We start from the raw sequence: 26,024 nt of genomic DNA on the forward strand, positions 1-26,024 counted from the left end.
AAACTACGGAACGACCGTCTGATAAAAAAACGCGATGCAGCAACATTTTTTGTGGAGCAGCCGAACGCTTTTTCCACACAAAGCGTCTACTGATTCGGGCCTCGAAATCAGCCGCTTTTATTGTATATTTATCAGAGAATTGAAATTCCCTTCCATGCACCGAACGTTTTACGTGCCCCGCTTCCGGCTCTTTCTGTTCTGTATCGGCACCGCCGGTTGCCTGACTGCCTTTTTTCCTCCTGACGTTTCGCTCGAAAAGACCTTCTCCCGCATCAATACCGAAGTCAAGCAACACAGCCGCGCTTATGAAACGCTGTCGGACGCAACGCAACGGGTGGGGCACCGGCTCACGGGTAGCCCCAACGGAACCCGCGCCGAGGATTATGCCTACAACCTACTATCGTCGTATGGTTTCCAGGAGGTGCGCTATGAACCATTTGAAGTGGAGGCTTGGGCACGCGATACCGTTACGCTGTCGGTGGTACCCAAAAGTAGTGACAACTTCCGCGAAGTAGCCGTGGTTGCGTTGGCGCACTCGCCCGTTGAAGCACACGTGAGGGGCGAAATTATTGACCTTGGTAACGGGCTGGAAGGTGATTTTGCGGAGTTGAAGGACAAAATTAGGGGTAAAGTCGTGCTGGTCAATATCGGTTTGTCGGCTCCCACAAAAGGCGCCCGCAATTTGCACCGCTCGGAGAAAACGGCTTTGGCTATTCAGTATGGGGCTTCGGGAGTTATTATGGTTAACCTCGTGGTGGGCAACGTGCTGCTGACCGGCACGGCGTCGGTAACGGGTAAGCTGATTCCGATTCCATCGGTGTGCATTTCGCTCGAAAGCGCCCAGTCGCTGCGGTCGTGGATGCAGGAAGAACAGGGACAACTGCACGCGGTAATCAACATGACCAATACCAGCAAAAAAATTCGCGCCCGCAACGTAGTTGCTACCATCAAAGGATCGAAATACCCTGATGAGAAGATCATTATCGGGGGACACTTGGACTCGTGGGATCTGGCGACTGGCGCCATCGACAACGGCATTGGCTCATTTGCGATTATGGACATTGCCCGAACGTTCAAAGCGTTGAAAATCAAACCTAAACGCACCATTGAGTTCGTGCTGTTTATGGGCGAAGAACAGGGCCTGCTCGGTTCGCGGGCGATGGTCGAGGGTCTTCGGAAATCGGGGCAGTTAGACAAGGTACGCTACATGATGAACCTCGACATGACGAATGACCCCAACGGCCTGAATGCCTTTGGCCGGACCGACATGGTCCAGTTTCTCACCACGGTTGGTGAGACGATGAAACAAACCGACCCGGCGTTTGCCAATCAGTTGGAGAACCGGGCGGGGCTGCACTCCGACCATCAGCCGTTTATGCTCCAGGGCATACCGATTATAGGCATGAACGGCCACCTCGACCGCTCGGTGCTCGACTGCTACCACGCTGACTGCGACAAAATCAACCTCGTCAACGCAGACCAGTTACGCAATACCGTTCGGTACTCAGCCATGCTCCTGTATGCCCTCGCCGACGCAGATAACATACCGGCTCGCCGACAAACCGACACCCAAACCCGCGATTATCTGGTGGCGCAGGGACTCAGGACTCCGCTGCAAATCGCCAATGAATGGCGATGGAAGGAGTAATCTGTTAGCCGAACGTTCGTTTGTCACTATTTTCAGTTGTTTGTAACCACATCGCAGTCTATCCCGTCATGGCTAAAAACACCTTCCGCGAACCCGAGCGCGTTCCGAAACAGAAAAAGCAACGGCGTCAACTTCGGCTGGCGTCGTGGCTCAATGAATTCATCGGTCTTGACCGGCTTTTCGGCGAAGACAACGCTTGGCCAATCCGCCACATCGACCGTATTTTGTGGGTAACGCTCCTGCTCATTGTTTATATTGGCTTGAATCACAACGCCGAACGGCTCGTCCGGCGAATTCAGCGGGCACGAACGCAGGTTGACGAACTCCGATCGCAATACACGGTGCTCAACGCCGATTTTATGAAAAGCGGCAAACAATCTGAGATTATGAAACGGGTTAGTACCCTGGGTTTAGCCGATAGCCAAACGCCACCCCACAAATTAGTCGTCAAGTCAAATGAACATTAAGCAGGATATTATCCAGCGGGCCAACCACGTTTTCTACGTCGTTATAGCCCTTGCTTTTGCCGTAATGCTCCGGCTGGTTTACGTTCAGTATTTCCAGACGTTCAAAGGCCAGTTCTGGCGCGAACGCGTGGCGGCAACTCTTATTCAGCGCGATACCATCCGGGCCATGCGGGGCAATATCCTTGCTGCCGATGGTAGCCTGCTCGCCACATCTCTGCCGACCTACGTGGTGGGGCTTGATCCAACGGTAGCCAAGCCCGAGTATTTCAACCGTAAAGTAGATTCGCTGGGCCTGTTGCTGGCCCGCATTTACAAAGACCGATCCGCCCGCGACTATACCGACCTGGTTCGCGACGCCCGTGCCCGCAAACGCCGGTACGTACTGCTGAACCGCCATCGTGTCACCTTTCAGGAGCGGCAGATGATGCTGAAATGGCCTTTTTTTCGCTCGTCGGCGAAAGTGGCAGCTCGCGGGGGCGTGTTGCGGCCGTACTACGAACGGTACCATCCGTTTGGGTCAATGGCCGAGCGAACAATTGGAAACCTCGACGCTAAAACCGGGCGGGGCCTGATTGGGCTGGAGGCTTCTTTCCAGTCCGCTCTGGCTGGTAAAAACGCTGTAGGACTGGTCGAAGTACTTTCGGGCGGTATTCGCAAACCCGTTAACGACGGTCCCGATATGAAACCCGAATCGGGTATGGATCTGTACACGACTATCGACGTCAACTTTCAGGACATGGCTGAATCGGCACTGCGGTCGGCCCTCGAAAAATATAACGCGGCCAAAGGCTGCGTAATCGTAATGGAAGTAGCCACCGGCGAAATCCGGGCAATGGCCAACCTCTCGAAGCGGGGGAGTGGCTACGTCGAAAATTTCAACCATGCGTTAGCAGGCCGCACTGACCCTGGTTCAACGTTTAAACTGGCAACGATGATGGCGTTGCTGGAAGAAAAAGCCATTTCGCTGAATCAGCCGGTTGTCACCGGGAGCGGGTCTGTGCGGTATAACGGGCTGTCTATTCAAGATACTAAACGGGGGGGATGGGGAACGATTACTGCACGGCAGGTCTTCGAGAAGTCGTCGAACGTTGGCATTCATCTGTTAATGAAGAGCTACTTCTACAGCCGTCCCGACTTGTACTGCCAGTATCTTCGCCAGTTTCGGCTGACCCAACCAACGGGTATTCACATGAAAGGCGAGGCCGTGCCGGTTGTTCGCAATCCCGATATGAAAGGCTGGAGCAAATTGTCGCTGCCGTCGATGTCCTACGGCTACGAAATGCAGATTACTCCATTGCAGATGCTGACGTTCTACAACGCCGTGGCTAACGACGGGCGCTGGGTACGGCCAATGCTGGTCCGTCAGGTCAAACTCGCCGATGAGGTGATCCAGGATAACGTACCGGAGGTGAGTTCGGAACCGATTTGTTCGTCAGAAACCGCCCGTAAGGCGCAGGAGTTGTTGCGGGGCGTAGTGGAGCAAGGCACGGCAAAACACATTAACAACCCGCACTACGCCATCGCCGGAAAGACCGGTACGGCTCAGAAAATAATAAATGGACTGTATCAGGCTGGTAAATATCACACCTCATTCATTGGCTATTTTCCAGCCAATAATCCTAAGTATAGCATGATTACGGTGGTGGATACGCCACAGGGCGACCTCCCTGAGTACCTGCTCTACGCCGGAGCCGTGGCCGCGCCCGTATTCAAAGAGGTGGCTGATCGAATTGTGGCTTACGATGTCCGAATGCACGCGCCGATTCGTTCGGGCGGGCGGCAGGCACGTCCGGCGGGTGCACTATTGGCGGGTTATGCCGACGATTTGCACACGATAAGCGCTACTCTGAACATGAACAGCGAACCGTCAGTAGAGGGTTGGGTTGAAACGACGGCCAATGGCCGCTGGAAATCACGGCCAACACGGCCCGACCAGGTTCCTGATGTGCGTGGCTTAACCTTGCGCGATGCTCTCTTTTTGCTTGAAAACCGGGGCTTCCGGGTGCTCGTTGAGGGACGGGGGAAGGTGAAAGAGCAGTCGGTTACGCCGGGAGCTATTACAGTAGCAACGACTGACAAAATCATTACACTAAAACTGGGGTAAGCGATAAAGACGTTCACTCGGCGGTTAACGCAGCACACATGTCTCCTTATACAATTCCCGATCAAACCCGTATCGGGCATATTCATTTGAAAGTTACCGATCTGGACCGTGCCTTGACGTTCTACCGCGATCTGCTGGGCTTCACCGTTACGACCCTATACGGCGATCAGGCCGCTTTCATTTCGGCGGGCGGTTACCATCACCACATTGGACTGAACACGTGGTATAGCAAAGGCATGCCACCGGCTCCGGTACGAAGCGCCGGGTTGTTTCACACGGCCATTTTGTATCCTACACGCCGTGATTTAGCGGTCGCCTTTCAGCGGCTGATCGACGCGAGCTATCCAATCACGGGGGCGTCGGACCACGGTGTTTCAGAGGCCATTTATCTTAACGATCCTGACCAAAACGGGGTTGAACTATACTGGGACCGGCCAATGAATCAATGGCCACGTAAACCGGATGGATCAATAGAGATGTTCACGGATACCCTGGATTTAGAAGGACTGTTAAGCGAGTTGGGATAAAGTATTTGAGTGTGCAGGTGGTCAGGTGTTTGAGTACGTGTATGTGCAATAACACCTCAGCACGTACATACCCAAACACTTTACAATGGCTTCAGCACCAACTTCCGCCAACGAACCTTAATGCCCCCGCCATCGTGAATCTGCAAGGCGATGGAACCGGTAGCTTTCCCAATCTTTGCATCATGCATATCAACCATTGGTTTGCCGTTGAGGTACGTCTGAACGTGGTCACCCTCAAGCCGGATGCGAAGCGTATTCCATTCGCCGGGTTTTAGAATCGATTCTTTCTCGTCGGGTATCTTCTCCATCCATCCCCGGCCGTAGGATTCATAGATTCCGCCCGTATCGTGGTCTTTCGGTGCTACTTCGACCTGCCAGCCGCTGATTTTTGTTCCCTCAATGCTCGACCGGAAGAAAACCCCGCTATTGCCGTTGGCCTCTTGTTTAAACTGCACCGACAGATCGAAGTTCTTGTACGCTTGCTCGGTTGCTAAATAGCCGTACTGCTTGTCGGGACCACTTTCGCAAACCAATTCTCCATTGGCAACGTACCACTTTTCGGTACCATACACCTTCCAGCCGCTTAGATCTTTGCCATTGAACAGCACAACTTTTTTGGCTGGAGCAGCCATAATAAACAAGGCGAGCAGTAACCCGGAAAGCAAGATTCGATTCATTCTGTCAGAAATTTAGTTGTGTATAATTGTCACCGTGACCCCATAATCACGCATACCGGAGCGGGCACACTCACCGACTGGCCCGTATAGGTTAGTTTTCCGGTTTTCTGATCGCGTCGGAAAATAGTGATGTTGTCTGAGTCCTGGTTAGCCACAAAGACAAAATCACCTTTCGGATCGATCAGAAAATTGCGGGGTGTTTTACCCATCGTTGGCTCATCGCCCAGCGAGGTCAACCTTCCGTCATTGCCGATAGAAAACAGGGCCAGTGCGTCCCGACCCCGGTTCGATTGATACAAAAACCGACCCGATGGATCAATGTGGATATCGGCGCTGGTATTTTGTACGCTAAAATCAGCAGGTAAGGTTTTAACGTTATCGCTCAACAGTGTTAGCGCACCTGTTTTAGCATCGCGGCTAAATACTGCCACCGACGAGGTCAATTCCTCAACTAAGTAAGCGAATTTGCCATTGGGATGGAATGCAAAATGGCGCGGACCCGAACCTGGCTTTACCGTTACAAACGGCATTTGTGCAGGCTTTATGGTGCTGCTGTTAACGTCGGCTTCGTAAAGGTGCAGTTTGTCCGTGCCTAAATCCGCAACGTACAGAAAGCGATTATCCGCAGAGAGCGTGGCCGAATGAATATGCGCTTTCTCCTGCCGCTTGGTATTAGGCCCCGTGCCTGTATGTTGAACGCTATCGGTGGCTGCGCCTAAAGTACCATCCGTTTTGATGGGCAATACCGCCAAACTACCCCCGCCATAGTTCGAGACAAACGCAGTTTTGCCCGTTTGATCAATGCTGATATGGCACGGACCCTGACCCAACGATGACTGATCGTTCAGGAAGTTGAGCTTGCCGGTAGCCCGGTCAACATCGTAGGCACTAACAGCTCCGGCATTGTTTGGGCCCGCCTGGGCGGCCTCATTGACTGAATATAGATAGTTGCCGGATGGGTGAATCGCCAGGAACGATGGGCTTTTTGCATTAGAAACCGACTGGAGAGGCTTCATGATTCCTGCTTTCCGATCGAATTCAAAGACGTAAATTCCTTTGCTGCCCCGGAGTGAGTAGGTACCCACATACATGATATCTTTAACAGACTGTGCATCTGCCACCATGCTCAAGAGAGTTAAAAGCGTCGTGATATCAACAAATAATTTGTGCATGTGTGTATTTAGTCGCCAATTGTATAAGTAAAAAGGGCAGCTCAACTACCGATGCGTGCTGTTCTGACTGCCAACTGGTCAAAAATAATCAGATCAAGTAATTGTTAATGGCTTGAAAAAGCTGGCTGCGTTTGTCGTGAGTCAAATTTTGTTAAATTGAACAGAAACAATGCCGACAGAATTGTTTAACATAGGTGGAACTGGCAAAACGGTTAATCAGAATCACTTACTTTTGTGATACGATTGGCTGAGCCAACAATTCACGTCGTCAAAACCTAACTGTTCGTTACCCATTAATTTTTTCATTATCCTTATGAAACGAATACTGATTGTTTTCGCAGCCGTAGCTATGCTTTCTTCCTGCAACAGTAAGAAGCGATTGGCTGAAATCAAAACCTTACAGGAAGCCCGCGACAAAGCCGTTGCGTCGCTCAACGACTGCGACCAGCGTACGGCCGATCTGCGTTCGCAATTGTCCGCTAAAGACACTGATTTACAAGGTAGAGATAAGCAGGCGGCTGATTTACAAGCCCAGATCGACTACCTGAAACGGACGAATACTAACCTGCTTGACCGGATGTCGGATTTATCTATCGTGAGCAAGTCAGGCGCGGAGAGCATCAAAAAATCGCTCGAAACGCTTAACGAGCAAACCAAGTATGTCAACAATTTGAACACAAGCATCCAGCGTAAAGATTCGATTAATCTGGCATTGGTTATGAACCTAAAACGTTCGCTGGATGATATTAACGATCAAGACGTACAGGTTGAAGTTAAAAAAGGGGTGGTATATGTATCCATCTCAGACAAGCTGCTGTTCAGATCAGGTAGCTACGATATTACGCCCAAAGCCGAAACGGTGCTGGGTAAGGTGGCAAAAGTAGTGAACGACCACAAAGAACTTGACATCTTAGTCGAAGGTCACACCGACGTTGTACCCATCTCGACAGCTTCCATCAAAGACAACTGGGACCTGAGCGCTCTGCGTGCTACATCCGTTGTGCGAACGTTACAGGGTAGGTTTGGAGTGGCGCCGGAACGCATGACGGCTGGTGGCCGCTCAGAGTTTAGCCCGAAAGATGACAACACTACGTCGGTAGGACGTCAGCAGAACCGCCGGACGGAAATTATCATTACTCCAAAATTGGATCAGTTCTTCAATCTGCTATCGAACGGTCAGGCTGGTAAATAGCGTTTTGCGTTAAAAAAGGTAAGGAGCTTTGTCGGAGTTCTAAAACTCTGGCAAAGCTCCTTACCTTTTTTAACGCAAAACAAAAAGCCGCCCAATAATTGAGCGGCTTTTGTAATTTCGATGACCACCGGGACCGTGGTCGGTATAATTGGTTTAGAACCGGAAGTGTGAAAACGCCTTGTTGGCTTCGGCCATGCGGTGCGTATCGTCCTTCTTTTTCACCGCCGAGCCTTCGCCCTTAGCGGCTGCCACAATTTCAGCGGCTAACCGGTCTACCATTGTTTTTTCACCTCGCGAACGAGCATACTTAATAAGCCATTTCATGCCTACCGCGACTTTTCGGTCTGCCCGTACTTCGGTTGGCACCTGGAAGGTTGCTCCACCGACGCGACGACTTTTTACTTCAACCGTGGGCATGACGTTGTTCAACGCTTTTTTCCACGTGTCCAAACCACTCTCGCTGGTGCGTTTAGCTACTACATCAAGAGCGTCGTAGAAGATCGAGTACGCCAGGCTTTTCTTGCCTTCGTACATCAGGTTATTCACAAATTTAGTCACGAGGACCTCCTTGTATTTAGGATCGGGTAACACGTAACGCTTGGGCGGTTTCGCCTTTCTCATAATTGCTTCAGATTTTTGGTCTTACTCTGCCGTAGTTTTTCAACGGGCAGTTTTCGTTGAATGCATAATGAGGAATGAATAATATATAATGAAAGCAAGTGATTATTCATTATGCATTATGCACTTTACTTTTTCTTCTTCGCTGGCGGTGCACCTTTGCCACCTTTAACCGGAGCCTGACCTGGCTTCGGACGTTTCGCGCCGTATTTCGAGCGGCTTTGCAAACGACCGCTTACGCCAGCCGTATCCAATGCACCCCGAACAATGTGATACCGCACACCCGGTAAATCTTTCACCCGGCCACCCCGAATCAGCACAATCGAGTGCTCCTGCAAGTTGTGACCTTCGCCCGGAATGTAGGCGTTTACTTCCCGGCCGTTCGTCAAACGAACGCGGGCAACTTTACGAAGGGCCGAGTTCGGCTTCTTCGGCGTCGTCGTATACACCCGTGTGCATACGCCCCGACGTTGTGGGCAGGAATCCAGTGCTGGCGACTTCGATTTGTCAACCAGTTTCTCACGGCCCTTGCGCACCAATTGTTGTATGGTAGGCATTCTTAAATTGAGTTTACGAAAAACAGTCTTCCCGAATTTTGAGGTGCAAAGATACGGAAAACATACTGTACCTCAAGTGTTGGTTGTTAAGTATTTATGGAACCAGATTCCCCTAATTCTATGCTTGCCCCACCGGCCCGCCAAACCCACCACTTGGAAATCGGAACGTGTCGGTTGGGCTGTTAATGTCACCATAGGCTTCCTCGAAACGACCGATATTTTCCTGCAAAGCCGCCAGCAGCCGCTTGGCGTGTTCGGGCGTCAGAATAATGCGGGCCTTCACTTTAGCCTTAGGAACACCCGGCATCAGGCGAATAAAATCCAGGATGAACTCACTGTTAGAATGGGCAATCATGGCCAGATTGGCGTAAGTGCCTTCGGCAATTTCTTCACTCAATTCGACGTCAATCGATCCTTCGGGGTTTTGTTGTGGAGGAGTCATAGCTGCTTTCTTACGATAAAAATACCAATTAAAAAACGCCCCGGTCATTACTGACAAGGGCGTTTCTATAGTAACTCTATTCAATGCTTTACACCGTTGCTTTCTTCTTGCTCCGGGTAAATTGCTCTTTCGATTCGGTAATCGTTTCCAGTTCCTCTTTTGAGCCAATGATCGCGCTTTGGTAACGACGCAGACCCGTACCCGCCGGAATCAGGTGACCAACGATTACGTTCTCTTTTAGCCCGTCGAGGACGTCGCGCTTACCCCGGATTGACGCTTCGCTCAATACTTTCGTCGTTTCCTGAAACGAAGCTGCCGAAATGAAGCTATCCGTGCCGAGTGATGATTGGGTGATACCCATCAGCGTCGGCTGCGAAACGGCGGCCATTGCATCGCGCACGGTCACGAGGGCCATGTCACGACGTTTCAGGCTGGAGTTCTCATCGCGCAGGCGACGGGTCGTCACGATCATACCCGGTTTCAGGTTCTCCGAATCACCGGCGTCCATCACAACTTTAGCATCGAGCATCTTGTCATTCTCCTCCCGGAACGCCCATTTGTCAACTACCTGTCCTTCGAGGAAATTCGTGTCGCCGGAGTCGATGATTTCAACTTTCTGCATCATCTGCCGCACGATGGCTTCGATGTGCTTGTCGTTGATCTTCACCCCCTGCAAGCGGTACACTTCCTGAATTTCGTTCACTAAGTACTCCTGAACGGCAGTGGGCCCTTTGATTGCCAGAATGTCGCTCGGCGTGATAGCCCCGTCGGACAGGGGAGCACCAGCCCGCACAAAGTCGTTATCCTGCACCAAGATAAACTTAGAGAGCGGAACCAAATACTTCTTCCTTGTACCGTCTTTCGATTCGATGAAGATTTCGCGGTTACCACGCTTGATAGCACCGTAGGTTACAACGCCGTCAATTTCGCTTACCACGGCTGGGTTCGACGGGTTCCGGGCTTCAAATAATTCAGTCACGCGTGGCAGACCACCGGTAATATCACGGGTTTTACCCACATTACGCGGAATCTTTGCCAGTGGCTGACCGGCTTTAATCGCCTGTCCTTCTTTGACCACGAGACGTGAACCAACCGGCAGGTTATAGCTTTTTTGTAACTGGCCACCCTCAGTAACCGCTTCAAGGTGAAGCAACAGCGTACTGGTGCCATTGACGACGATAGCCGGGTTCTTGGCTTTATCGCGGGTTTCGATAATCACTTTCTCCTGAAAACCTGTCTGTTCATCGAACTCTTCGCGATAAGTAATGCCGTCCTCTACCGCATCGAACGACAGCGAACCCGTTAGTTCCGAAAGAATCACAGCATTATAAGGATCCCAGGCGCAAATATCGTCGCCTTTTTTCACCATATCACCGTCTTTCACCCGCAGGAATGCACCGTACGGAACGTTATTGCTAATCAGGACCACGTTACGGTCAGCAGGATTCACGATACGAATCTCACCCGAACGGCCCATGACGACCGTCTGCGGATTGCCTTCATTATCCTGTGTTTCAACCATCCGCATTTCCTCGAACTCGATGAGTCCATCGAATTTCGCTTTGATCGACGCATCAACGGCAATGTTGGATGCAGTACCACCTACGTGGAACGTCCGCAGCGTTAATTGCGTACCCGGTTCACCAATCGACTGCGAGGCAATTACGCCAACTGCTTCACCAATGTCGACCATCCGGCCCGACGCCAGGTTACGACCGTAACATTTAGCACAAACGCCCTGCCGCGATTCGCACGTTAACACCGACCGTATTTCGACGGTCTCTATGCTTGTTTCGTCGATCTGCGCGGCCACTTCCTCCGTAATCAGTTCGCCAGAGGCAAGAATTAACAGCGGTTTGCCGTTGCCGTCTTTAAGCAATGGATCATAGATATCGTGAACCGTAGTCCGGCCTAGGATACGTTCCGATAAGGGTTCTACGACATCTTCGTTGTCTTTCAACGCCGACACCTGCAAGCCACGCAACGTGCCACAGTCGTCTTCGCTAATGATAACGTCCTGTGCTACATCGTGCAGACGACGGGTCAGGTAACCAGCATCAGCAGTTTTCAATGCCGTATCGGCTAGGCCTTTCCGGGCACCGTGCGTCGAGATAAAGTACTCCAACACGTCGAGACCTTCTTTGAAGTTCGACAAAATCGGATTCTCAATGATCTCACCCACTGAGCCCTGCAGGTTTTTCTGCGGCTTAGCCATCAGCCCCCGCATACCACCCAACTGCCGAATCTGCTCACGGGAACCGCGGGCCCCCGAGTGCATCATCATGTAGATCGAGTTGAAACCACCCTGATCGGCTTCGAGCTGCTTCATCAGCGTCTCGGTCAGGCGCGAGTTTACCCGCGTCCAGATGTCGATAACCTGGTTGTAGCGTTCGTTTTCCGTAATCAGACCCATCAGGTAGTTATCCCAGACGGTCTGTACTTCGGCTTGTGCTTCCGCCACCAATCCCTGCTTGGCGTCGGGAATCATAACATCGCTCAAACCGATAGACAAACCACCCTTGAACGCCATTTGAAAACCGAGTTCTTTGATCTCATCAAGGAACTGAGCCGTCCGTGCGCCACCCGAAATTTTAAAGATCAGCGCAATAATTTGTTGCAGCTTCTTCTTCGTCAGCAGTTCGTTAATGTAGCCTACTTCCTCCGGCACTGCCTGGTTAAACAACAACCGACCAGCCACCGTATCAATCAATTTGAAAACCAACTCACCGTTTTCGTCCCGGACTTTCACCCGGCACTTAATGTTGGCGTGCTTGGAAACCTTGCCCTCGTTGATGCCGATGATAACCTCTTCAGCACCGTAGAACGTCATGCCCTCGCCCGTAATCGGGTACTCAGGGATACTCTTACGGCCTTTGGTCACGTAATATAAACCAAGTACCATGTCCTGCGACGGCACCGTAATCGGCGCACCGTTGGCAGGATTTAGGATATTGTGCGATGCCAGCATTAGCAGTGACGCTTCCAGCACGGCTTCCTGACCCAGGGGCACGTGAACGGCCATCTGGTCACCGTCAAAGTCAGCGTTAAAGGCAGTACAGACAAGCGGGTGCAACTGAATGGCTTTTCCCTCGATGAGCTTCGGCTGGAACGCCTGAATACCCAAGCGGTGCAGCGTTGGTGCCCGGTTCAGCAGAACGGGGTGTCCTTTCAGCACGTTTTCTAGAATATCCCAGATCACAGGATCTTTCCGGTCAACGATTTTTTTCGCCGACTTTACCGTCTTGACAATTCCCCGCTCAATGAGTTTACGAATCACAAACGGCTTGAACAACTCAGCCGCCATGTCTTTCGGCAAACCACACTCGTGCAGTTTCAACTCAGGACCAACCACAATAACCGAACGGCCTGAGTAGTCAACGCGCTTACCAAGCAAGTTCTGCCGGAACCGGCCTTGCTTGCCCTTCAGCATATCGGACAGTGACTTGAGCGCCCGGTTGCCTTCCGAACGAACGGCATTCACCTTCCGCGAGTTGTCGAACAGCGAATCGACTGCTTCTTGCAACATTCGCTTTTCATTACGCAGAATTACTTCCGGCGCTTTGATTTCGATTAGTCGCTTCAGGCGGTTGTTCCTGATAATAACCCGACGATACAAGTCATTCAGGTCGGACGTAGCAAACCGGCCACCGTCTAAGGGGACGAGCGGACGCAGTTCGGGCGGAATAACCGGTACCATCTTGATAATCATCCACTCGGGACGGTTCTCAATCCGGCCGTTCGCTTCCCGAAACGCTTCTACGACTTTTAAACGCTTCAGCGCTTCAGCCTTACGTTGTTGCGACGTATCGGTAGCAGCCGCGTGACGCAACGAATACGACAATTCATCAAGATTCACGCGCGACAGCAGCATTTCCAGTGACTCGGCCCCCATCTTGGCAATGAATTTGTTTGGGTCCTTATCGTCGAGGTGCTGGTTGTTACCTGGTAATTTGTCAATAATATCGAGGTACTCGTCTTCCGTCAGGAAGTCTAATTGGTTGATACCGTCTTCGGCTTTGATCCCAGGCTGTACCACCATGTACCGCTCGTAGTAGATAATCTGATCGAGTTTCTTTGTCGAAAGGCCAAGCAGGTAACCAATTTTGTTTGGCAAACTGCGAAAATACCAGATGTGCGCAACGGGCACCACCAATTCGATGTGGCCCATCCGCTCCCGGCGTACCTTCTTCTCAGTCACTTCAACGCCACAGCGGTCGCAGATAATGCCTTTATAGCGAATCCGCTTGTATTTTCCACAGTGACATTCCCAGTCCTTCACCGGCCCAAAGATGCGCTCGCAAAACAAGCCACCCATCTCGGGTTTGTAAGTCCGGTAGTTAATTGTCTCCGGCTGTGTCACTTCGCCGTAGGAACTCTCCAGAATGGACTCGGGCGATGCCAGACTGATGGTCACAGTGGCAAAGTCGCTGTTGAGTTTCTTGTTCTTTTTGAACGACATTGGTTGGAGATTATAGTAGTTAAAAAGAGCAGATCATAGCTTATATTTCGTAGTTTGTAGTTCTTCTGGCGTTAGCCAACCACAAACCACGAACTATAAACTACAAACCACTTTACTCAAGCGTAATTTCAAGTGCTAAACCGCGCAGCTCGTGAACGAGTACGTTGAATGATTCAGGAATGTTAGGCTTCGGCAGGTTTTCGCCTTTCACGATGGCCTCGTATGCCTTCGCACGGCCGACCACGTCATCTGATTTTACGGTCAGAATTTCCTGTAAGATATGCGAAGCGCCGAAGGCTTCCAACGCCCATACTTCCATCTCGCCGAACCGCTGACCACCAAACTGTGCCTTACCACCCAGCGGTTGCTGCGTAATAAGTGAGTAAGGTCCAATCGAGCGGGCGTGCATCTTGTCGTCCACTAAGTGTCCCAGTTTGAGCATATAAATGATGCCGACCGTCACCGGCTGATCGAAACGTTCGCCTGTCAAGCCGTTATAAAGGTACGTCCGGCCGAACGATGGTAAACCCGCTTCGTTCAACTCGTCAACAACCTGCTGCTCGGTCGCTCCGTCGAAAATCGGCGTTGCATACTTACGATTCAGCTTCTGACCAGCCCAAGCAAGTACGGTTTCGTAGATCTGCCCAAGGTTCATCCGGGACGGTACACCCAGCGGATTCAGTACAATATCGACTTTCGTCCCATCTTCAAGGAACGGCATATCTTCATCGCGCACAATCCGGGCAACTACCCCTTTATTTCCGTGACGACCAGCCATCTTGTCACCTACTTTCAGCTTACGCTTCTTAGCGATGTACACTTTAGCCAGTTTCACGATACCCGCTGGAAGCTCATCACCCACTTCGAGTGCGAACCGTTCGCGCTTGAACCGCCCCGTGATTTCACTCCGACGATTGTTAAAGTTCTTTATCAGAGCAACAATCATCTTATTGAGCTTGTCGTCATCAGTCCAGCCCTCCAAGTTCAAATCCGACAGCAGATTAGCTTCTTCCGGAACGGCGTAGGTGCTTTCGTCACGATAATTGTTCTTGTCCGGGAACAGGTTCTCCGTTATATTCTTACGGGAAAATTTCACGCCTTTGCTGACAACGTCGTCACCAAATTTGTGCTTGACGCCCAAAGTCGTTTTACCATCCAGCAACTCAACCATCTTGTCGACCATACGGGCGCGGAAGTCATTCAGCTCACGACCGTACTTCTTCATCAGCACCTTCACTTCGTCTTTGTGCTTACCCCGGTCTTCTTTGGCGGGACGCGCAAACAACTTGGTGTCAATAACAATGCCCTTCAAGGATGGCGGTGCTTTTTTGGACGCGTCCTTCACATCACCGGCTTTATCGCCGAAGATGGCCCGCAACAGTTTTTCTTCCGGCGTCGGATCGCTTTCGCCCTTCGGCGTAATCTTTCCGATCAGGATGTCGCCTTCTTTCACTTCCGTACCCACACGGACAATGCCGCTTTCGTCGAGGTTACGAACCGTTTCTTCGCTCACGTTTGGAATTTCAGAGGTCAGTTCCTCTTCGCCCCGCTTGGTGTCGCGCACTTCCAGTTCAAACTCTTCGATGTGGATCGACGTAAAAATATCTTCACGCACCACACGCTCCGAGATCACAATAGCATCCTCAAAATTGTAGCCCTGCCACGGCATGAAGGCAACCTTCATATTCCGACCCAATGCCAGCTCACCTGCCTGCGTCGCATAGCCTTCGCACAACACATCACCTTTCTTCACCTTCTGGCCCTTCAGCACCGTCGGTTTAATGTTGATGCACGTGTCCTGGTTCGTCCGACGGAATTTGATGAGGTTATACGTCTTGCGATCCTCGTCGAACGACACGGCAATTTGATCCTCGTCAAGTGTGTACCGAACGATGATCTTGCTTGAATCAACAAACTCAACGACACCATCAGCTTCAGCAATAACTAACGTCCGCGAATCGACCGCGACACGACCCTCCAAACCCGTGCCCACAATCGGCGCTTCGGGACGGAGCAACGGCACCGCCTGACGCTGCATGTTCGAACCCATCAGGGCGCGGTTAGCGTCGTCGTGTTCGAGGAACGGAATCATCGACGCGGCCACCGAAACAATCTGGTTCGGGGCAATGTCCATGAACGTCACATTCTGCGGCTCGGCAATTGGGAAGTCGCCTTCAAAGCGGGCCTTCAGTCGGTCGACGGTGAAGTTGCCTTTCTTGTCGATACCAGCGTTGGCCTGCGCAATATAGTGCGTATCTTCCTCTTCCGCCGTAAGGTACATCACGGGCTTATCCATCGACACCTTGCCGTTTTCGATGATCCGATACGGTGTTTCGATGAAGCCCATACTGTTGATTTTGGCATAGACGCAAAGCGACGAGATCAAACCAATGTTCGGTCCTTCCGGCGTTTCGATGGTGCACAACCGCCCATAGTGGGTATAGTGTACGTCACGAACCTCAAAACCGGCCCGCTCCCGCGACAGACCACCCGGTCCCAGCGCCGACATCCGACGCTTGTGCGTTACTTCGGCCAGCGGGTTGGTTTGATCCATGAACTGCGATAACTGGTTAGTGCCGAAGAACGAATTGATCACCGACGACAGCGTCCGGGCGTTAATCAGGTCAACGGGTTTAAAATCCTCGTTATCCCGAACATTCATCCGCTCTTTAATTGTCCGTGCCATTCGCGCCAGACCCACGCCAAACTGGGAGTACAATTGCTCTCCCACGGTCCGAACGCGTCGGTTACTCAGGTGGTCAATGTCATCCACAACGGCTTTCGAGTTAATCAGACCGATCAGGTACTTCACAATGGACACAATGTCCTGTGTGGTCAGCACCTTCATCTCGGACGAGATTTCGAGACCAAGCTTTTTGTTGATCCGATACCGACCAACGTCGCCAAGATCATACCGCTTGTCAGAAAAGAACAAACTCTGAATAATTTCGCGGGCTGCCTGCTCATCAGGTGCATCGGCGTTTCGGAGTTGCCGGTAAATCTGCTCGACGGCCTCTTTCTCCGAGTTGGAACTGTCCTTCTGCAACGTATTATAAATGATGTTGTAATCGGCCATGTTCATGTCTTCCTTGTGCAGGATGACTGACTTCTGCCCCGATTCTGTAATTACATCAATATCATCCGCTTTGATAGCCGAATCGCGCTCCAACAGCACTTCATTCCGGCTGATGGAAACCACCTCGCCGGTGTCCTCATCCACGAAGTCTTCCGTCCAGGTTTTCAACACCCGGGCGGCTAACCGACGACCAATAGCTTTTTTCAGGTTAGCAGGCGTTGCCGGTACTTCTTCCGACAAGCCGAACAAATCCAAAATGTCTTTATCCGAACCAAACCCGATGGCGCGTAGCAACGTCGTGACTGGAAATTTCTTCTTCCGGTCAATGTACGCGTACATAACGTTGTTCACGTCCGTCGAAAACTCGATCCACGAGCCTTTGAACGGGATGATCCGCGCCGAGTACAATTTGGTGCCATTGGTGTGTTTGCTCATCGAGAAAAACACGCCCGGCGAACGGTGCAACTGGGAAACAATCACCCGTTCGGCTCCGTTGATGACAAACGAACCTTTCTCGGTCATGTACGGAATGTTACCCAAGAACACTTCCTGCTCAATCGTCTCAAAGTCCTCGTTGTCGGGGTCGTTGTTTGACAAGCGCAGTTTCGCTTTCAGGGGCACCGAATATGTCAATCCCCGGTCAATGGATTCGTCAACCGAATACTTGGGGGGATCAACCAAATAATCAATGAACTCCAGCTTGAAATTTTCGCGGGAGTCAGAAATTGGAAAATTTTCCTGAAAAACTTTAAACAGCCCTTCTTCCGACCGTTGGTTGGAAGGCGTGTCAAGCTGGAAAAAATCTTTGAAGGATTTAACTTGAATATCCAAAAAGTCAGGATACCCAATCACTGGCTGAATCGTCGCAAAATTTTTGCGCGTACTGATTTTCGCGTTTGTAGCCAAGATTGTGTTTCGTTTAGTTACGTAACCGGTTCTCTATAAGTACGTTGCGAGGATTTGCAACGGCACTCGAACTAAGCGGTCTATCAGGCTCTGGGCGTCACCCGACCCGTGGAGCATAAATAGACAACGTAATGCAATACGAATAAGTTTGTCTTTTGCAAGGGCATAGACAAAAAAGTCTCCAAACAGGAAAAGACCAGACGATGGTCCGGCCTCCCCTGCCTGGAGCGATATACGAAAGGGCTTTGCTTACTTTACTTCTACTTCAGCACCAGCTTCTTCGAGTTGTTTGCGCAGGCCTTCAGCCTCGTCTTTGCTAACACCTTCTTTAACTGCCTTCGGCGCTGTGTCGACCAATTCTTTAGCCTCTTTCAGGCCCAGACCCGTCAGGTCTTTCACCAATTTTACTACGGCCAGTTTAGCGGCACCAGCCGATTTCAGGACGACGTCGAAAGACGTTTTTTCGGCAACAGCCGCCGGAGCATCAGCACCACCGCCACCACCAGCTACCATTACAGGAGCCGCAGCAGCCGGCTCAATACCATATTCGTCTTTCAGGATAGTAGCCAGTTCGTTAACTTCTTTAACCGTTAGGCTTACAAGCTGCTCAGCGAACGCTTTCAAATCTGCCATTGTCGTATTCTCTATTTGATTGTGATACAATAAGATGAAGATGCGGAACGAGGCCCCACATTTATTATGCTTCCTCGCGCTCCGACAGCGTTTTGAGGATGCCAGCCAGTTTGTTGCCACCACTCTGCAACGCCGAAATGACGTTTTTTGCAGGCGACTGCAACAGGCCAATTATTTCGCCGATCAACTCTTCACGACTTTTCAGCGCAATAAGCGTATCAAGCTGATCCGCCCCAATGAATAGGCTTGTATCAATTGATGCGCCTTTCAGTTGAAGTTTATCGCTTGTTCTGCGAAATTCTTTGATCAGTTTTGCTGGTTCTTTGCCGTTAGTTGGATGAAACATCACCGCCGACTGACCTTGCAAGACCGTGTCGTTGAAGGGAGTAAAATCCGCTTCGAGGGTTTCGAGTGCTTTTTTGATGAACGTGTTTTTCACCACTTTGTACTCAATACCCCGCTCAAAACACATCCGACGGAGGTTGTTTGTTTCAGCAACCGTCATGCCATTGGCTTCCGTGATGTAGAAGAAGGGAATTGACTGGAACTTGCCCGTCAACTCTTCAATCATTACTCCTTTTTCGTCGCGTTTCATGGCTTAAATTCCGGCTACTGTGCCTTTGTCGATGGTTACTCCCGGACTCATTGTGCTCGACAGGTAGATCGTTTTCACGTATGTGCCTTTGGCCGATGACGGCTTCAAACGCATGAGTGTGGCAATTACTTCCTGCGCGTTTTCAACCAGTTTATCCGGCGTGAACGATACTTTACCAATACTGGTGTGAATGATACCCGTTTTGTCGACTTTGAAGTCGATTTTGCCGGCTTTCACCTCACGAACGGCTTTGGCTACGTCGGGCGTAACCGTGCCTGATTTTGGATTCGGCATCAAACCACGTGGCCCCAGTACCTTACCCAGACGACCAACTTTAGCCATGACGTTCGGCATCGTGATAATCACGTCAACGTCCGTCCAGCCCTGCTCAATCTTCTGAATATAGTCATCTAAGCCCACAAAGTCGGCACCAGCCTCTTTTGCTTCGTTTTCCTTGTCCGGGGTGCAAAGCACCAGAACGCGAACCGTTTTGCCCGTACCGTGGGGCAACGTAGCAACGCCACGCACCATTTGGTCGGCCTTACGCGGGTCAACGCCTAACCGGACGTCAATATCCACGGAAGCGTCGAATTTAGTGTACGAAATTTCCTTCAGAATATCGGCTGCCTGCGCAAGCGAATACTCTTTGGCAGCGTCGTACTTCGACTGAGCTTCCTTCTGTTTTTTTGTTAACTTAGCCATGTGTGTGTTTGCTTCGGCAAGTCTGTTTAGTTCTGGAATGGCGCTGCACCCGTCACCGTGATTCCCATGCTGCGGGCCGTACCGGCCACCTGCTTCATCGCCGATTCAACCGTGAAGGCATTCAAATCGGGCATCTTCGTTTCAGCGATGGTCCGAATTTGATCCCACGATACAGTACCGACTTTGTTCCGGTTTGGTTGAGCGGAGCCGCCTTTCAGCTTGGCCGCTTCCATCAGCAGTATCGGTGCGGGCGGGGTTTTGATGACGAAATCAAAGGACTTATCCTTATAATACGTAATCAGAACTGGTAACACCGTCCCCATTTTGTCCTGCGTCCGGCCGTTGAACTGCTTACAGAATTCCATGATGTTTAAACCTTTGGAACCTAACGCCGGACCGATTGGAGGAGAGGGATTGGCTTGCCCGCCTTTGACTTGCAGCTTTACATAGCCACCTACTTCTTTTGCCATTGTCTTGATTAATTTGTGACTGCTGCCTGCTACCTACTGGGTGATCCGTCACATTCACACACCAGCATTCGTCGGCATCAACTCACCTGTTGTGGCCGTTTGTCTCCTGAGGGAAGCATGAGACGCCCGACCGATTGAAAGTTAGGTTGCCCTTAGCTTTCCTTCTCTACTTGCGCGTAACTGAGTTCTACCGGGGTATTCCGGCCAAATATTTTCACGACGACGTTCAATTTCTTCCGGTCGTCGAATACTTCTTCTACGGTTCCAATGAACCCGCCAAATGGGCCATCAACTACTTTTACGGACTCACCCCGGAGGTAGGCAACGGTGCTGGTCGCTACTTCCTGAGTTTCCTCCTCTACCTTACCCAGGATGCGATTCACCTCGGCCTCACGCAGTGGTACAGGTACTTTCGATGTTGTGCCAACTTGTGAGTTACCTAAGAAACCCAATACACCCGGCATGTTCAGGATCATGTCGAGGGCGCGATTATTACCCAGATCAGCCGAAATAAGAATGTAGCCCGGAAAGAATGACTTCTCCCGAACGCGCTTCTTGCCGTTGCGCATTTCATACACCTTTTCCGCTGGGATAAGAACCTGCGGAATTACTTCGTCTAACTTTTGCCGGATAATCTCGTTATCGAGGTAGGATTTGATCTTCTTCTCCTGTCCCGACACCGCCCGAATGACGTACCACTGTATGCCGTTCATATAGTTACAAGTTTTTGAGTTTTTTTGGTTTGTGCGTTTCTATCGTAACTAAGCACACAGACCTTTTATAAACTCAAACACTAATTTAGAATGACTGATAAAACGCGTTCAGTGCATTCTCAAACACCAAATCGATCAACCCGACCATTAGCGCAAAAATGATTGAAGCGATCAGTACCAACGTAGAACTGGACTGCAGATCGCTGAATTTAGGCCAGGTTACGTTGTGTTGAACCTCCTCCCAGGAAGCTTTCAGAAACGAAATAAACTTATCCATTCTGTGTAAGGAATTGGCACGGGTGGAGAGATTCGAACTCCCATCAACGGTTTTGGAGACCGCTATTCTACCCTTGAACTACACCCGTATAACCTGTGGTAGACGACAAACGCCGGAAGTTGGATAGACGATCATGTTAACAACTGACCGCTTTTTCTAACACCAGCGTCTTACCGTTTCAATCCGAATTTCGGACTGCAAAAGTACGAAATAATCTCAAAAAACAAGTGCACCTCCGAAGAAATGCACTTGTTCTGAGTTATTTGCTTAATCGAGGATCTCCGTTACCTGACCAGCGCCAACCGTACGGCCGCCTTCGCGAATAGCGAAACGCAGGCCTTTTTCCATAGCGATTTTATTGATCAGCGACACATCAATCGTGATGTTGTCACCCGGCATCACCATCTCAACGTTCTCTGGCAGAACAATCTCGCCCGTTACGTCGGTGGTGCGGAAATAGAACTGAGGACGGTATTTGTTAAAGAACGGCGTGTGACGGCCACCTTCCTCTTTCGAGAGTACGTAAATCTCAGCTTTGAATTTAGCGTGTGGTGTTACCGAACCTGGCTTGCAGATTACCATACCCCGGCGAATATCGGTTTTTTCGATACCACGGAGCAGCAAACCTACGTTGTCACCGGCTTCGCCACGGTCCAGAATTTTCCGGAACATTTCAACACCCGTCACAACCGACTTCAGGTTTTCGGCACCCATACCGAGGATCTCAACCGGCTCACCCGAGTTGATAATACCCCGCTCGATGCGGCCCGTTGCTACCGTACCACGACCCGTGATCGAGAACACGTCCTCAACCGGCATCAGGAACGGCAGTTCTGTTTGACGCGGAGGCAGCGGAATAAAATCATCCACATTCTGCATCAACTCTTCGATAGTTGCCACCCATTTGGCATCGCCATTCAAACCACCAAGCGCCGAACCCTGAATAACCGGAATGTTGTCACCGTCGAAGTTGTAGAAACTCAACAGCTCGCGAATTTCCATTTCAACGAGTTCGAGCAGTTCCGGGTCATCAACCATGTCCACTTTGTTCATGAACACAACAAGTTGAGGCACACCAACCTGACGGGCGAGCAGGATGTGCTCACGCGTCTGTGGCATTGGCCCATCCGTTGCCGCTACCACGAGGATAGCGCCATCCATCTGAGCAGCACCCGTAACCATGTTTTTTACGTAGTCAGCGTGGCCTGGGCAGTCAACGTGCGCGTAGTGGCGGTTAACAGTCGAGTACTCAACGTGCGATGTATTGATAGTGATACCGCGCTCTTTTTCTTCAGGAGCGTTGTCGATCGAGGAGAAGTCCCGGATTGCGGCCAGACCCTTTCCGGCCAGCACTTTCGTAATGGCAGCCGTAAGCGTCGTTTTACCGTGGTCAACGTGACCAATCGTACCGATGTTAACGTGCGGTTTCGAGCGGTCAAAATTCTCTTTTGCCATGTTTTTAAAACGCTATTGTGAACTGTTGATTGTTTTTGAATGAACTCGTTAAACGGCAATTTAAGCCGACGAGATCATCCCTTGCGAGAGTAGATGCCGCTGCGGCTTAAAACGTAAAAAGACTTCGCGGAGAAGTCCTGAGCCGTTACGGGGATTTGAACCCCGGACCTCTTCCTTACCAAGGAAGTGCTCTACCACTGAGCTATAACGGCTTGTTTTAGTAATGGAAATGCATAACGCAAAATGAATAATAGGTGCTTCAAGAGCATTATGCATTTTGCGTTATTTATTCTTCATTAATAGAGCGGAAGACGGGTCTCGAACCCGCAACCTATAGCTTGGAAGGCTATCGCTCTACCAATTGAGCTACTTCCGCTTACTTACTTTCTGTGGGGAGTGGAGGATTCGAACCTCCGAAGGCGTACGCCAGCAGATTTACAGTCTGATCCATTTGGCCACTCTGGAAACTCCCCAAAAAGTACTTGTAAAGAACACGTTCCGCACCCGTTTTGGGTTTGGAGTTGCAAAATTAGGAGGTTTTGTGGTGTTGTCAACAAATGACTTAAAAAAAAGGTGAATTAGTTGATTAGTTGCTAAAGTCAAACCAAGGCATACTATACAACTGGCTATTATTGTAAAAGTTGGGTTAGTTGCTTACCGTCAGGATAAAACATATCCTTAATTCGCCACCGTCCGGCTATTTGCTGCATGTCGATGCGGATTTCCTCGGGTTTAATGTTCCGTTCGAACGTCACGTACACCACCGCCCGTGACCCTGCAACGACGGCTGGAAGTACCCATGTTTTCTTGATTGTTTCATTTGGTGCGTTGAAAAGCGGATTAACTTTCGTCCGTTTCAGTTTTCCGGGCGACGCCAGCGCATCGCGCCAGATGAGGTCTGCAATAGATTTTGCGAAGAACTGGTCAATCAACGCTCGATTGTTCTTTTCCAATAGTGGATTTTCCTTCTTACTGTGCTCAAAATACAGCGCCCTTATTAATCTGTCAGCGGCTGACCGAGGAGTATCAGGACCAGGTCGTTTGGCGAAGATTGCCGCGCTATCCACGGGGGGGGGCGATGAGGAGGCTTCCTGCTTCGGCTTTGTTTGACATGACAAGGTAATGACCAGCAGGAACACAATGGAAATTCGTGGCATAGTCGGGAGTGTTTACAAGTATGCGCTGGTATCAATTTTGGAAAGATGCATGTACTCTTATGTGCATCTTTCCAAAATTGATTTACTCTTACCAGACTTTAATCCGTTGCTCTTTTGTTTTGTACATTTTATCACCGGGCTGGACGTTAAAGGCCTGATACCAGGCGTCGATGTTTGACAAGGGACCGTTGACACGATACATGTCGGGCGCATGAGAATCGGTTAAAATTCGTTGCGCGGTCGATTCAGGAAGCTGATTACTACGCCATACCTGTGCCCACGACAGGAAAAATCGCTGATCAGGCGTGAATCCATCGATCAAACTTTTCTTTTGATTGGCTTTACCAAGCGTGGCCCGACCCTGCGCCGTTTTTTTGAATGCGTCGTAGGCAATGGCCAACCCGCCCAGGTCAGCGAGATTTTCGCCCAAAGTTAGCTGACCATTTACTTTTAGTGAGTCGAGCACTTTGAAGCCAAAAAATTGCTCTTTTACCCGATCAGCACGTTCTTTAAAATTAGCCGCGTCGGTTTTGGTCCACCAGTCACGAAGGGTGCCGTCGGCGTCGTACTGCCGCCCCGAGTCGTCGAAGCCGTGGGTCATCTCGTGGCCAATTACCGCACCAATACCACCGTAGTTGACAGCATCGTCGGCATCGTAATCGTAGAATGGAAACTGTAGAATAGCCGCCGGGAACGCAATTTCGTTGTTAACGGGGCTGTAGTACGCGTTCACGGTTGGGGGCGTCATGCCCCACTCGGTTTTATCGACTGGCTTGCCCAAGCGATTAATCATGTAGTTGTACGACCACTTTCCCACCGACTGCACGTTGCCGTAGAAGTCATCTCGGGCGACAGACACACCGTCATACGTTTTCCACTTGTCGGGGTAGCCGATTTTTCGTTTGAAAGCCAGCAGTTTCACCAATGCCTTTTTCTTGGTGTCCTCGCTCATCCAGTCGAGGTTTTTGATGTGTTCCTTATACGACGCTTCCAGATTGTCGACCAGCGTGAGCATTCGCTGTTTGGCTTCGGGCTTGAAATAACGCTGCACGTACAGTTGACCCAGCAGATCGCCAAGTGTACCGTCGATCAGGCCACTGACTCGCTGCCAGCGGGGTGTTTGTTCCTTCTGGCCAGATAGTACTTTCGTGAACGCAAAATTTTGTTTAACAAAGGTGTTGCTCAGATACGGAGCCGCATCTTTGAGGATATTCCAGCGCATGTACGTTCGCAACTCCTCAATGGGCGTAGCCGACACGAGACTGTCGAGCGAGCGGTAGAATGCCGGGTTCTGCACCAGTACCGTATCCTGACCTTTAGCACCGAATCTTGTCAGTTGATCGGCCCAATTAATGCCAGGTGTTTGCTTGCCGAATTCAGCCACGGCGAATTTGTTGTACGTTTTATAGGGGTCGCGCATTTCTACGCGAGGCATCTGGGCCTTCGCCAGCGCCGTTTCGACGCGCATAATTACGTCGGCATCCTGCGAAGCCTGAGTTGGTTCCTCACCAATGAGGGCAAACATTTTAGTCAGGTTATCGCGGTATGCATCGCGGATTTTTTGACTGCGGGCATCGCTCTTAAGGTAATAATCACGGTCGGGGAGCGTAATGCCGCCTTGGCTGAGCTGTGGTACGTATTTGGTAACGTTCTTACGATCCTGAGCCACCGAGAAGCCAAACAACATACCATTGCTCTGCGTCCGCTGGTAAGCCAGTTCATTTAGGAAATCAATTTTAGTGTTGACCTTATCAATGCGGGCCAAATCGGGTTTAATGGGATCGAAACCACGCTTCTCAATGGCCGCGCTATCCATGCCGCTGACGTAATAGTCACCCACTATTTGGTAAAGCCGCCCTTTCGTGGTGGACTTGGACGCATCTTTGAGAAGAACCTTCATGGCATCAAGGCTTTTCTCGCGCAATATGTTAAAGCTGCTCCATGAGGTTTTGGACGCTGGAATAGCGTTTTGGCGCAGCCAGTTTCCATTCGCATACTGGTAAAAATTATCGCCCGGTTTCACAGATTGATCCATGTTCTGCGAGTCAATAAACTTGAATGGGGGCGCACCGGGCAGAGGAGCCGGTTTTTTTGGGGGCGTCGCTGAACTGGCTGAAGTAAACAGCAGGCCGGGAACGAGCAAGATAACGCAAAGAAAAATCAGTCGTTGATTCATG

The 26,024-nt window shown here is 50.7% G+C and carries 21 protein-coding genes and 4 tRNA genes; 5 read left to right on the forward strand and 20 right to left on the reverse strand.

Annotation, left to right across the window (positions count from 1 at the left end; translation table 11 throughout):
- The first annotated feature begins 154 nt into the window (after positions 1–154).
- The 4 genes from ACYVHB_RS05765 to ACYVHB_RS05780 all read left to right on the forward strand — a co-directional run bounded on the left by ACYVHB_RS05765 (position 155) and on the right by ACYVHB_RS05780 (position 4,746).
- The gene (locus ACYVHB_RS05765; protein WP_461050476.1) at positions 155–1,648 is read left to right on the forward strand and encodes a M20/M25/M40 family metallo-hydrolase; all 1,494 of its coding nucleotides are present in this window, start codon (positions 155–157) and stop codon (positions 1,646–1,648) included.
- A 68-nt stretch (positions 1,649–1,716) separates the two neighbouring features.
- Positions 1,717–2,115 carry an FtsL-like putative cell division protein gene (locus ACYVHB_RS05770; RefSeq protein WP_461050478.1) on the forward strand — a complete coding sequence of 133 codons (399 nt, stop codon included), beginning with the start codon at positions 1,717–1,719 and terminating at the stop codon, positions 2,113–2,115.
- A complete protein-coding gene (locus tag ACYVHB_RS05775; RefSeq protein WP_461050480.1) occupies positions 2,105–4,219 on the forward strand; it encodes a penicillin-binding protein in 2,115 nt (704 codons plus the stop codon). Before ACYVHB_RS05770 ends, ACYVHB_RS05775 begins: the two co-directional genes overlap by 11 nt.
- Positions 4,220–4,257: 38 nt before the next feature.
- Positions 4,258–4,746, forward strand: a complete 489-nt coding sequence (locus ACYVHB_RS05780) for a VOC family protein (RefSeq protein WP_461050482.1) — start codon at positions 4,258–4,260, stop codon at positions 4,744–4,746.
- 80 nt (positions 4,747–4,826) lie between these two features.
- On the opposite strand, the gene ACYVHB_RS05785 is transcribed toward ACYVHB_RS05780, so the two are convergent.
- Positions 4,827–5,423: a 3-keto-disaccharide hydrolase gene (locus tag ACYVHB_RS05785; protein ID WP_461050484.1), complete on the reverse strand. Its 597-nt coding sequence runs from the start codon at positions 5,421–5,423 to the stop codon at positions 4,827–4,829.
- A 29-nt stretch (positions 5,424–5,452) separates the two neighbouring features.
- On the reverse strand, positions 5,453–6,595 hold the full coding sequence (locus ACYVHB_RS05790) for a lactonase family protein (protein ID WP_461050485.1): 1,143 nt from the start codon (positions 6,593–6,595) through the stop codon (positions 5,453–5,455).
- A 313-nt stretch (positions 6,596–6,908) separates the two neighbouring features.
- Between ACYVHB_RS05790 and ACYVHB_RS05795 the strand changes: the two genes are divergently transcribed.
- Positions 6,909–7,787, forward strand: coding sequence for an OmpA/MotB family protein (locus ACYVHB_RS05795; protein ID WP_461050487.1), 879 nt, complete (start codon positions 6,909–6,911; stop codon positions 7,785–7,787).
- 153 nt (positions 7,788–7,940) lie between these two features.
- On the opposite strand, the gene rpsG is transcribed toward ACYVHB_RS05795, so the two are convergent.
- The 18 genes from rpsG to ACYVHB_RS05885 all read right to left on the reverse strand — a co-directional run bounded on the left by rpsG (position 7,941) and on the right by ACYVHB_RS05885 (position 26,023).
- A complete protein-coding gene (gene rpsG, locus ACYVHB_RS05800; protein ID WP_461050489.1) occupies positions 7,941–8,408 on the reverse strand; it encodes a 30S ribosomal protein S7 in 468 nt (155 codons plus the stop codon).
- A 125-nt stretch (positions 8,409–8,533) separates the two neighbouring features.
- Positions 8,534–8,962, reverse strand: coding sequence for a 30S ribosomal protein S12 (gene rpsL / locus ACYVHB_RS05805; protein WP_461050491.1), 429 nt, complete (start codon positions 8,960–8,962; stop codon positions 8,534–8,536).
- Positions 8,963–9,080: 118 nt separating this feature from the next.
- Positions 9,081–9,404, reverse strand: coding sequence for a DUF3467 domain-containing protein (locus ACYVHB_RS05810; RefSeq protein ID WP_461050493.1), 324 nt, complete (start codon positions 9,402–9,404; stop codon positions 9,081–9,083).
- Positions 9,405–9,492: 88 nt separating this feature from the next.
- Positions 9,493–13,863, reverse strand: coding sequence for a DNA-directed RNA polymerase subunit beta' (gene rpoC, locus ACYVHB_RS05815; RefSeq protein ID WP_461050495.1), 4,371 nt, complete (start codon positions 13,861–13,863; stop codon positions 9,493–9,495).
- Positions 13,864–13,975: 112 nt separating this feature from the next.
- The gene (gene rpoB / locus ACYVHB_RS05820) at positions 13,976–17,845 is read right to left on the reverse strand and encodes a DNA-directed RNA polymerase subunit beta (RefSeq protein WP_461050497.1); all 3,870 of its coding nucleotides are present in this window, start codon (positions 17,843–17,845) and stop codon (positions 13,976–13,978) included.
- A gap of 249 nt (positions 17,846–18,094) precedes the next feature.
- Complete coding sequence (gene rplL, locus ACYVHB_RS05825) at positions 18,095–18,478, reverse strand: 50S ribosomal protein L7/L12 (protein ID WP_461050499.1); 384 nt, start codon at positions 18,476–18,478, stop codon at positions 18,095–18,097.
- A 64-nt stretch (positions 18,479–18,542) separates the two neighbouring features.
- Positions 18,543–19,073, reverse strand: coding sequence for a 50S ribosomal protein L10 (gene rplJ / locus ACYVHB_RS05830; protein ID WP_461050501.1), 531 nt, complete (start codon positions 19,071–19,073; stop codon positions 18,543–18,545).
- A 3-nt stretch (positions 19,074–19,076) separates the two neighbouring features.
- Positions 19,077–19,775, reverse strand: coding sequence for a 50S ribosomal protein L1 (gene rplA, locus ACYVHB_RS05835; protein WP_461050503.1), 699 nt, complete (start codon positions 19,773–19,775; stop codon positions 19,077–19,079).
- Between the two features lie 26 nt (positions 19,776–19,801).
- On the reverse strand, positions 19,802–20,245 hold the full coding sequence (gene rplK / locus ACYVHB_RS05840; protein ID WP_461050505.1) for a 50S ribosomal protein L11: 444 nt from the start codon (positions 20,243–20,245) through the stop codon (positions 19,802–19,804).
- Positions 20,246–20,397: 152 nt separating this feature from the next.
- Positions 20,398–20,958, reverse strand: coding sequence for a transcription termination/antitermination protein NusG (nusG, locus tag ACYVHB_RS05845; RefSeq protein ID WP_461050507.1), 561 nt, complete (start codon positions 20,956–20,958; stop codon positions 20,398–20,400).
- A gap of 85 nt (positions 20,959–21,043) precedes the next feature.
- Positions 21,044–21,235: a preprotein translocase subunit SecE gene (gene secE / locus ACYVHB_RS05850; RefSeq protein ID WP_461050509.1), complete on the reverse strand. Its 192-nt coding sequence runs from the start codon at positions 21,233–21,235 to the stop codon at positions 21,044–21,046.
- A gap of 14 nt (positions 21,236–21,249) precedes the next feature.
- A tRNA-Trp gene (locus tag ACYVHB_RS05855) sits at positions 21,250–21,323 on the reverse strand.
- A 179-nt stretch (positions 21,324–21,502) separates the two neighbouring features.
- A complete protein-coding gene (gene tuf, locus ACYVHB_RS05860; RefSeq protein ID WP_461050511.1) occupies positions 21,503–22,690 on the reverse strand; it encodes an elongation factor Tu in 1,188 nt (395 codons plus the stop codon).
- Between the two features lie 140 nt (positions 22,691–22,830).
- A tRNA-Thr gene (locus tag ACYVHB_RS05865) sits at positions 22,831–22,902 on the reverse strand.
- 91 nt (positions 22,903–22,993) lie between these two features.
- A tRNA-Gly gene (locus ACYVHB_RS05870) sits at positions 22,994–23,066 on the reverse strand.
- A 14-nt stretch (positions 23,067–23,080) separates the two neighbouring features.
- A tRNA-Tyr gene (locus tag ACYVHB_RS05875) sits at positions 23,081–23,163 on the reverse strand.
- Positions 23,164–23,319: 156 nt separating this feature from the next.
- Complete coding sequence (locus tag ACYVHB_RS05880; RefSeq protein ID WP_461050513.1) at positions 23,320–23,847, reverse strand: hypothetical protein; 528 nt, start codon at positions 23,845–23,847, stop codon at positions 23,320–23,322.
- 88 nt (positions 23,848–23,935) lie between these two features.
- Complete coding sequence (locus ACYVHB_RS05885) at positions 23,936–26,023, reverse strand: M13 family metallopeptidase (RefSeq protein WP_461050515.1); 2,088 nt, start codon at positions 26,021–26,023, stop codon at positions 23,936–23,938.
- Between the last annotated feature and the right edge of the window lies 1 nt (position 26,024).

This window comes from Spirosoma arcticum, from assembly GCF_054779955.1.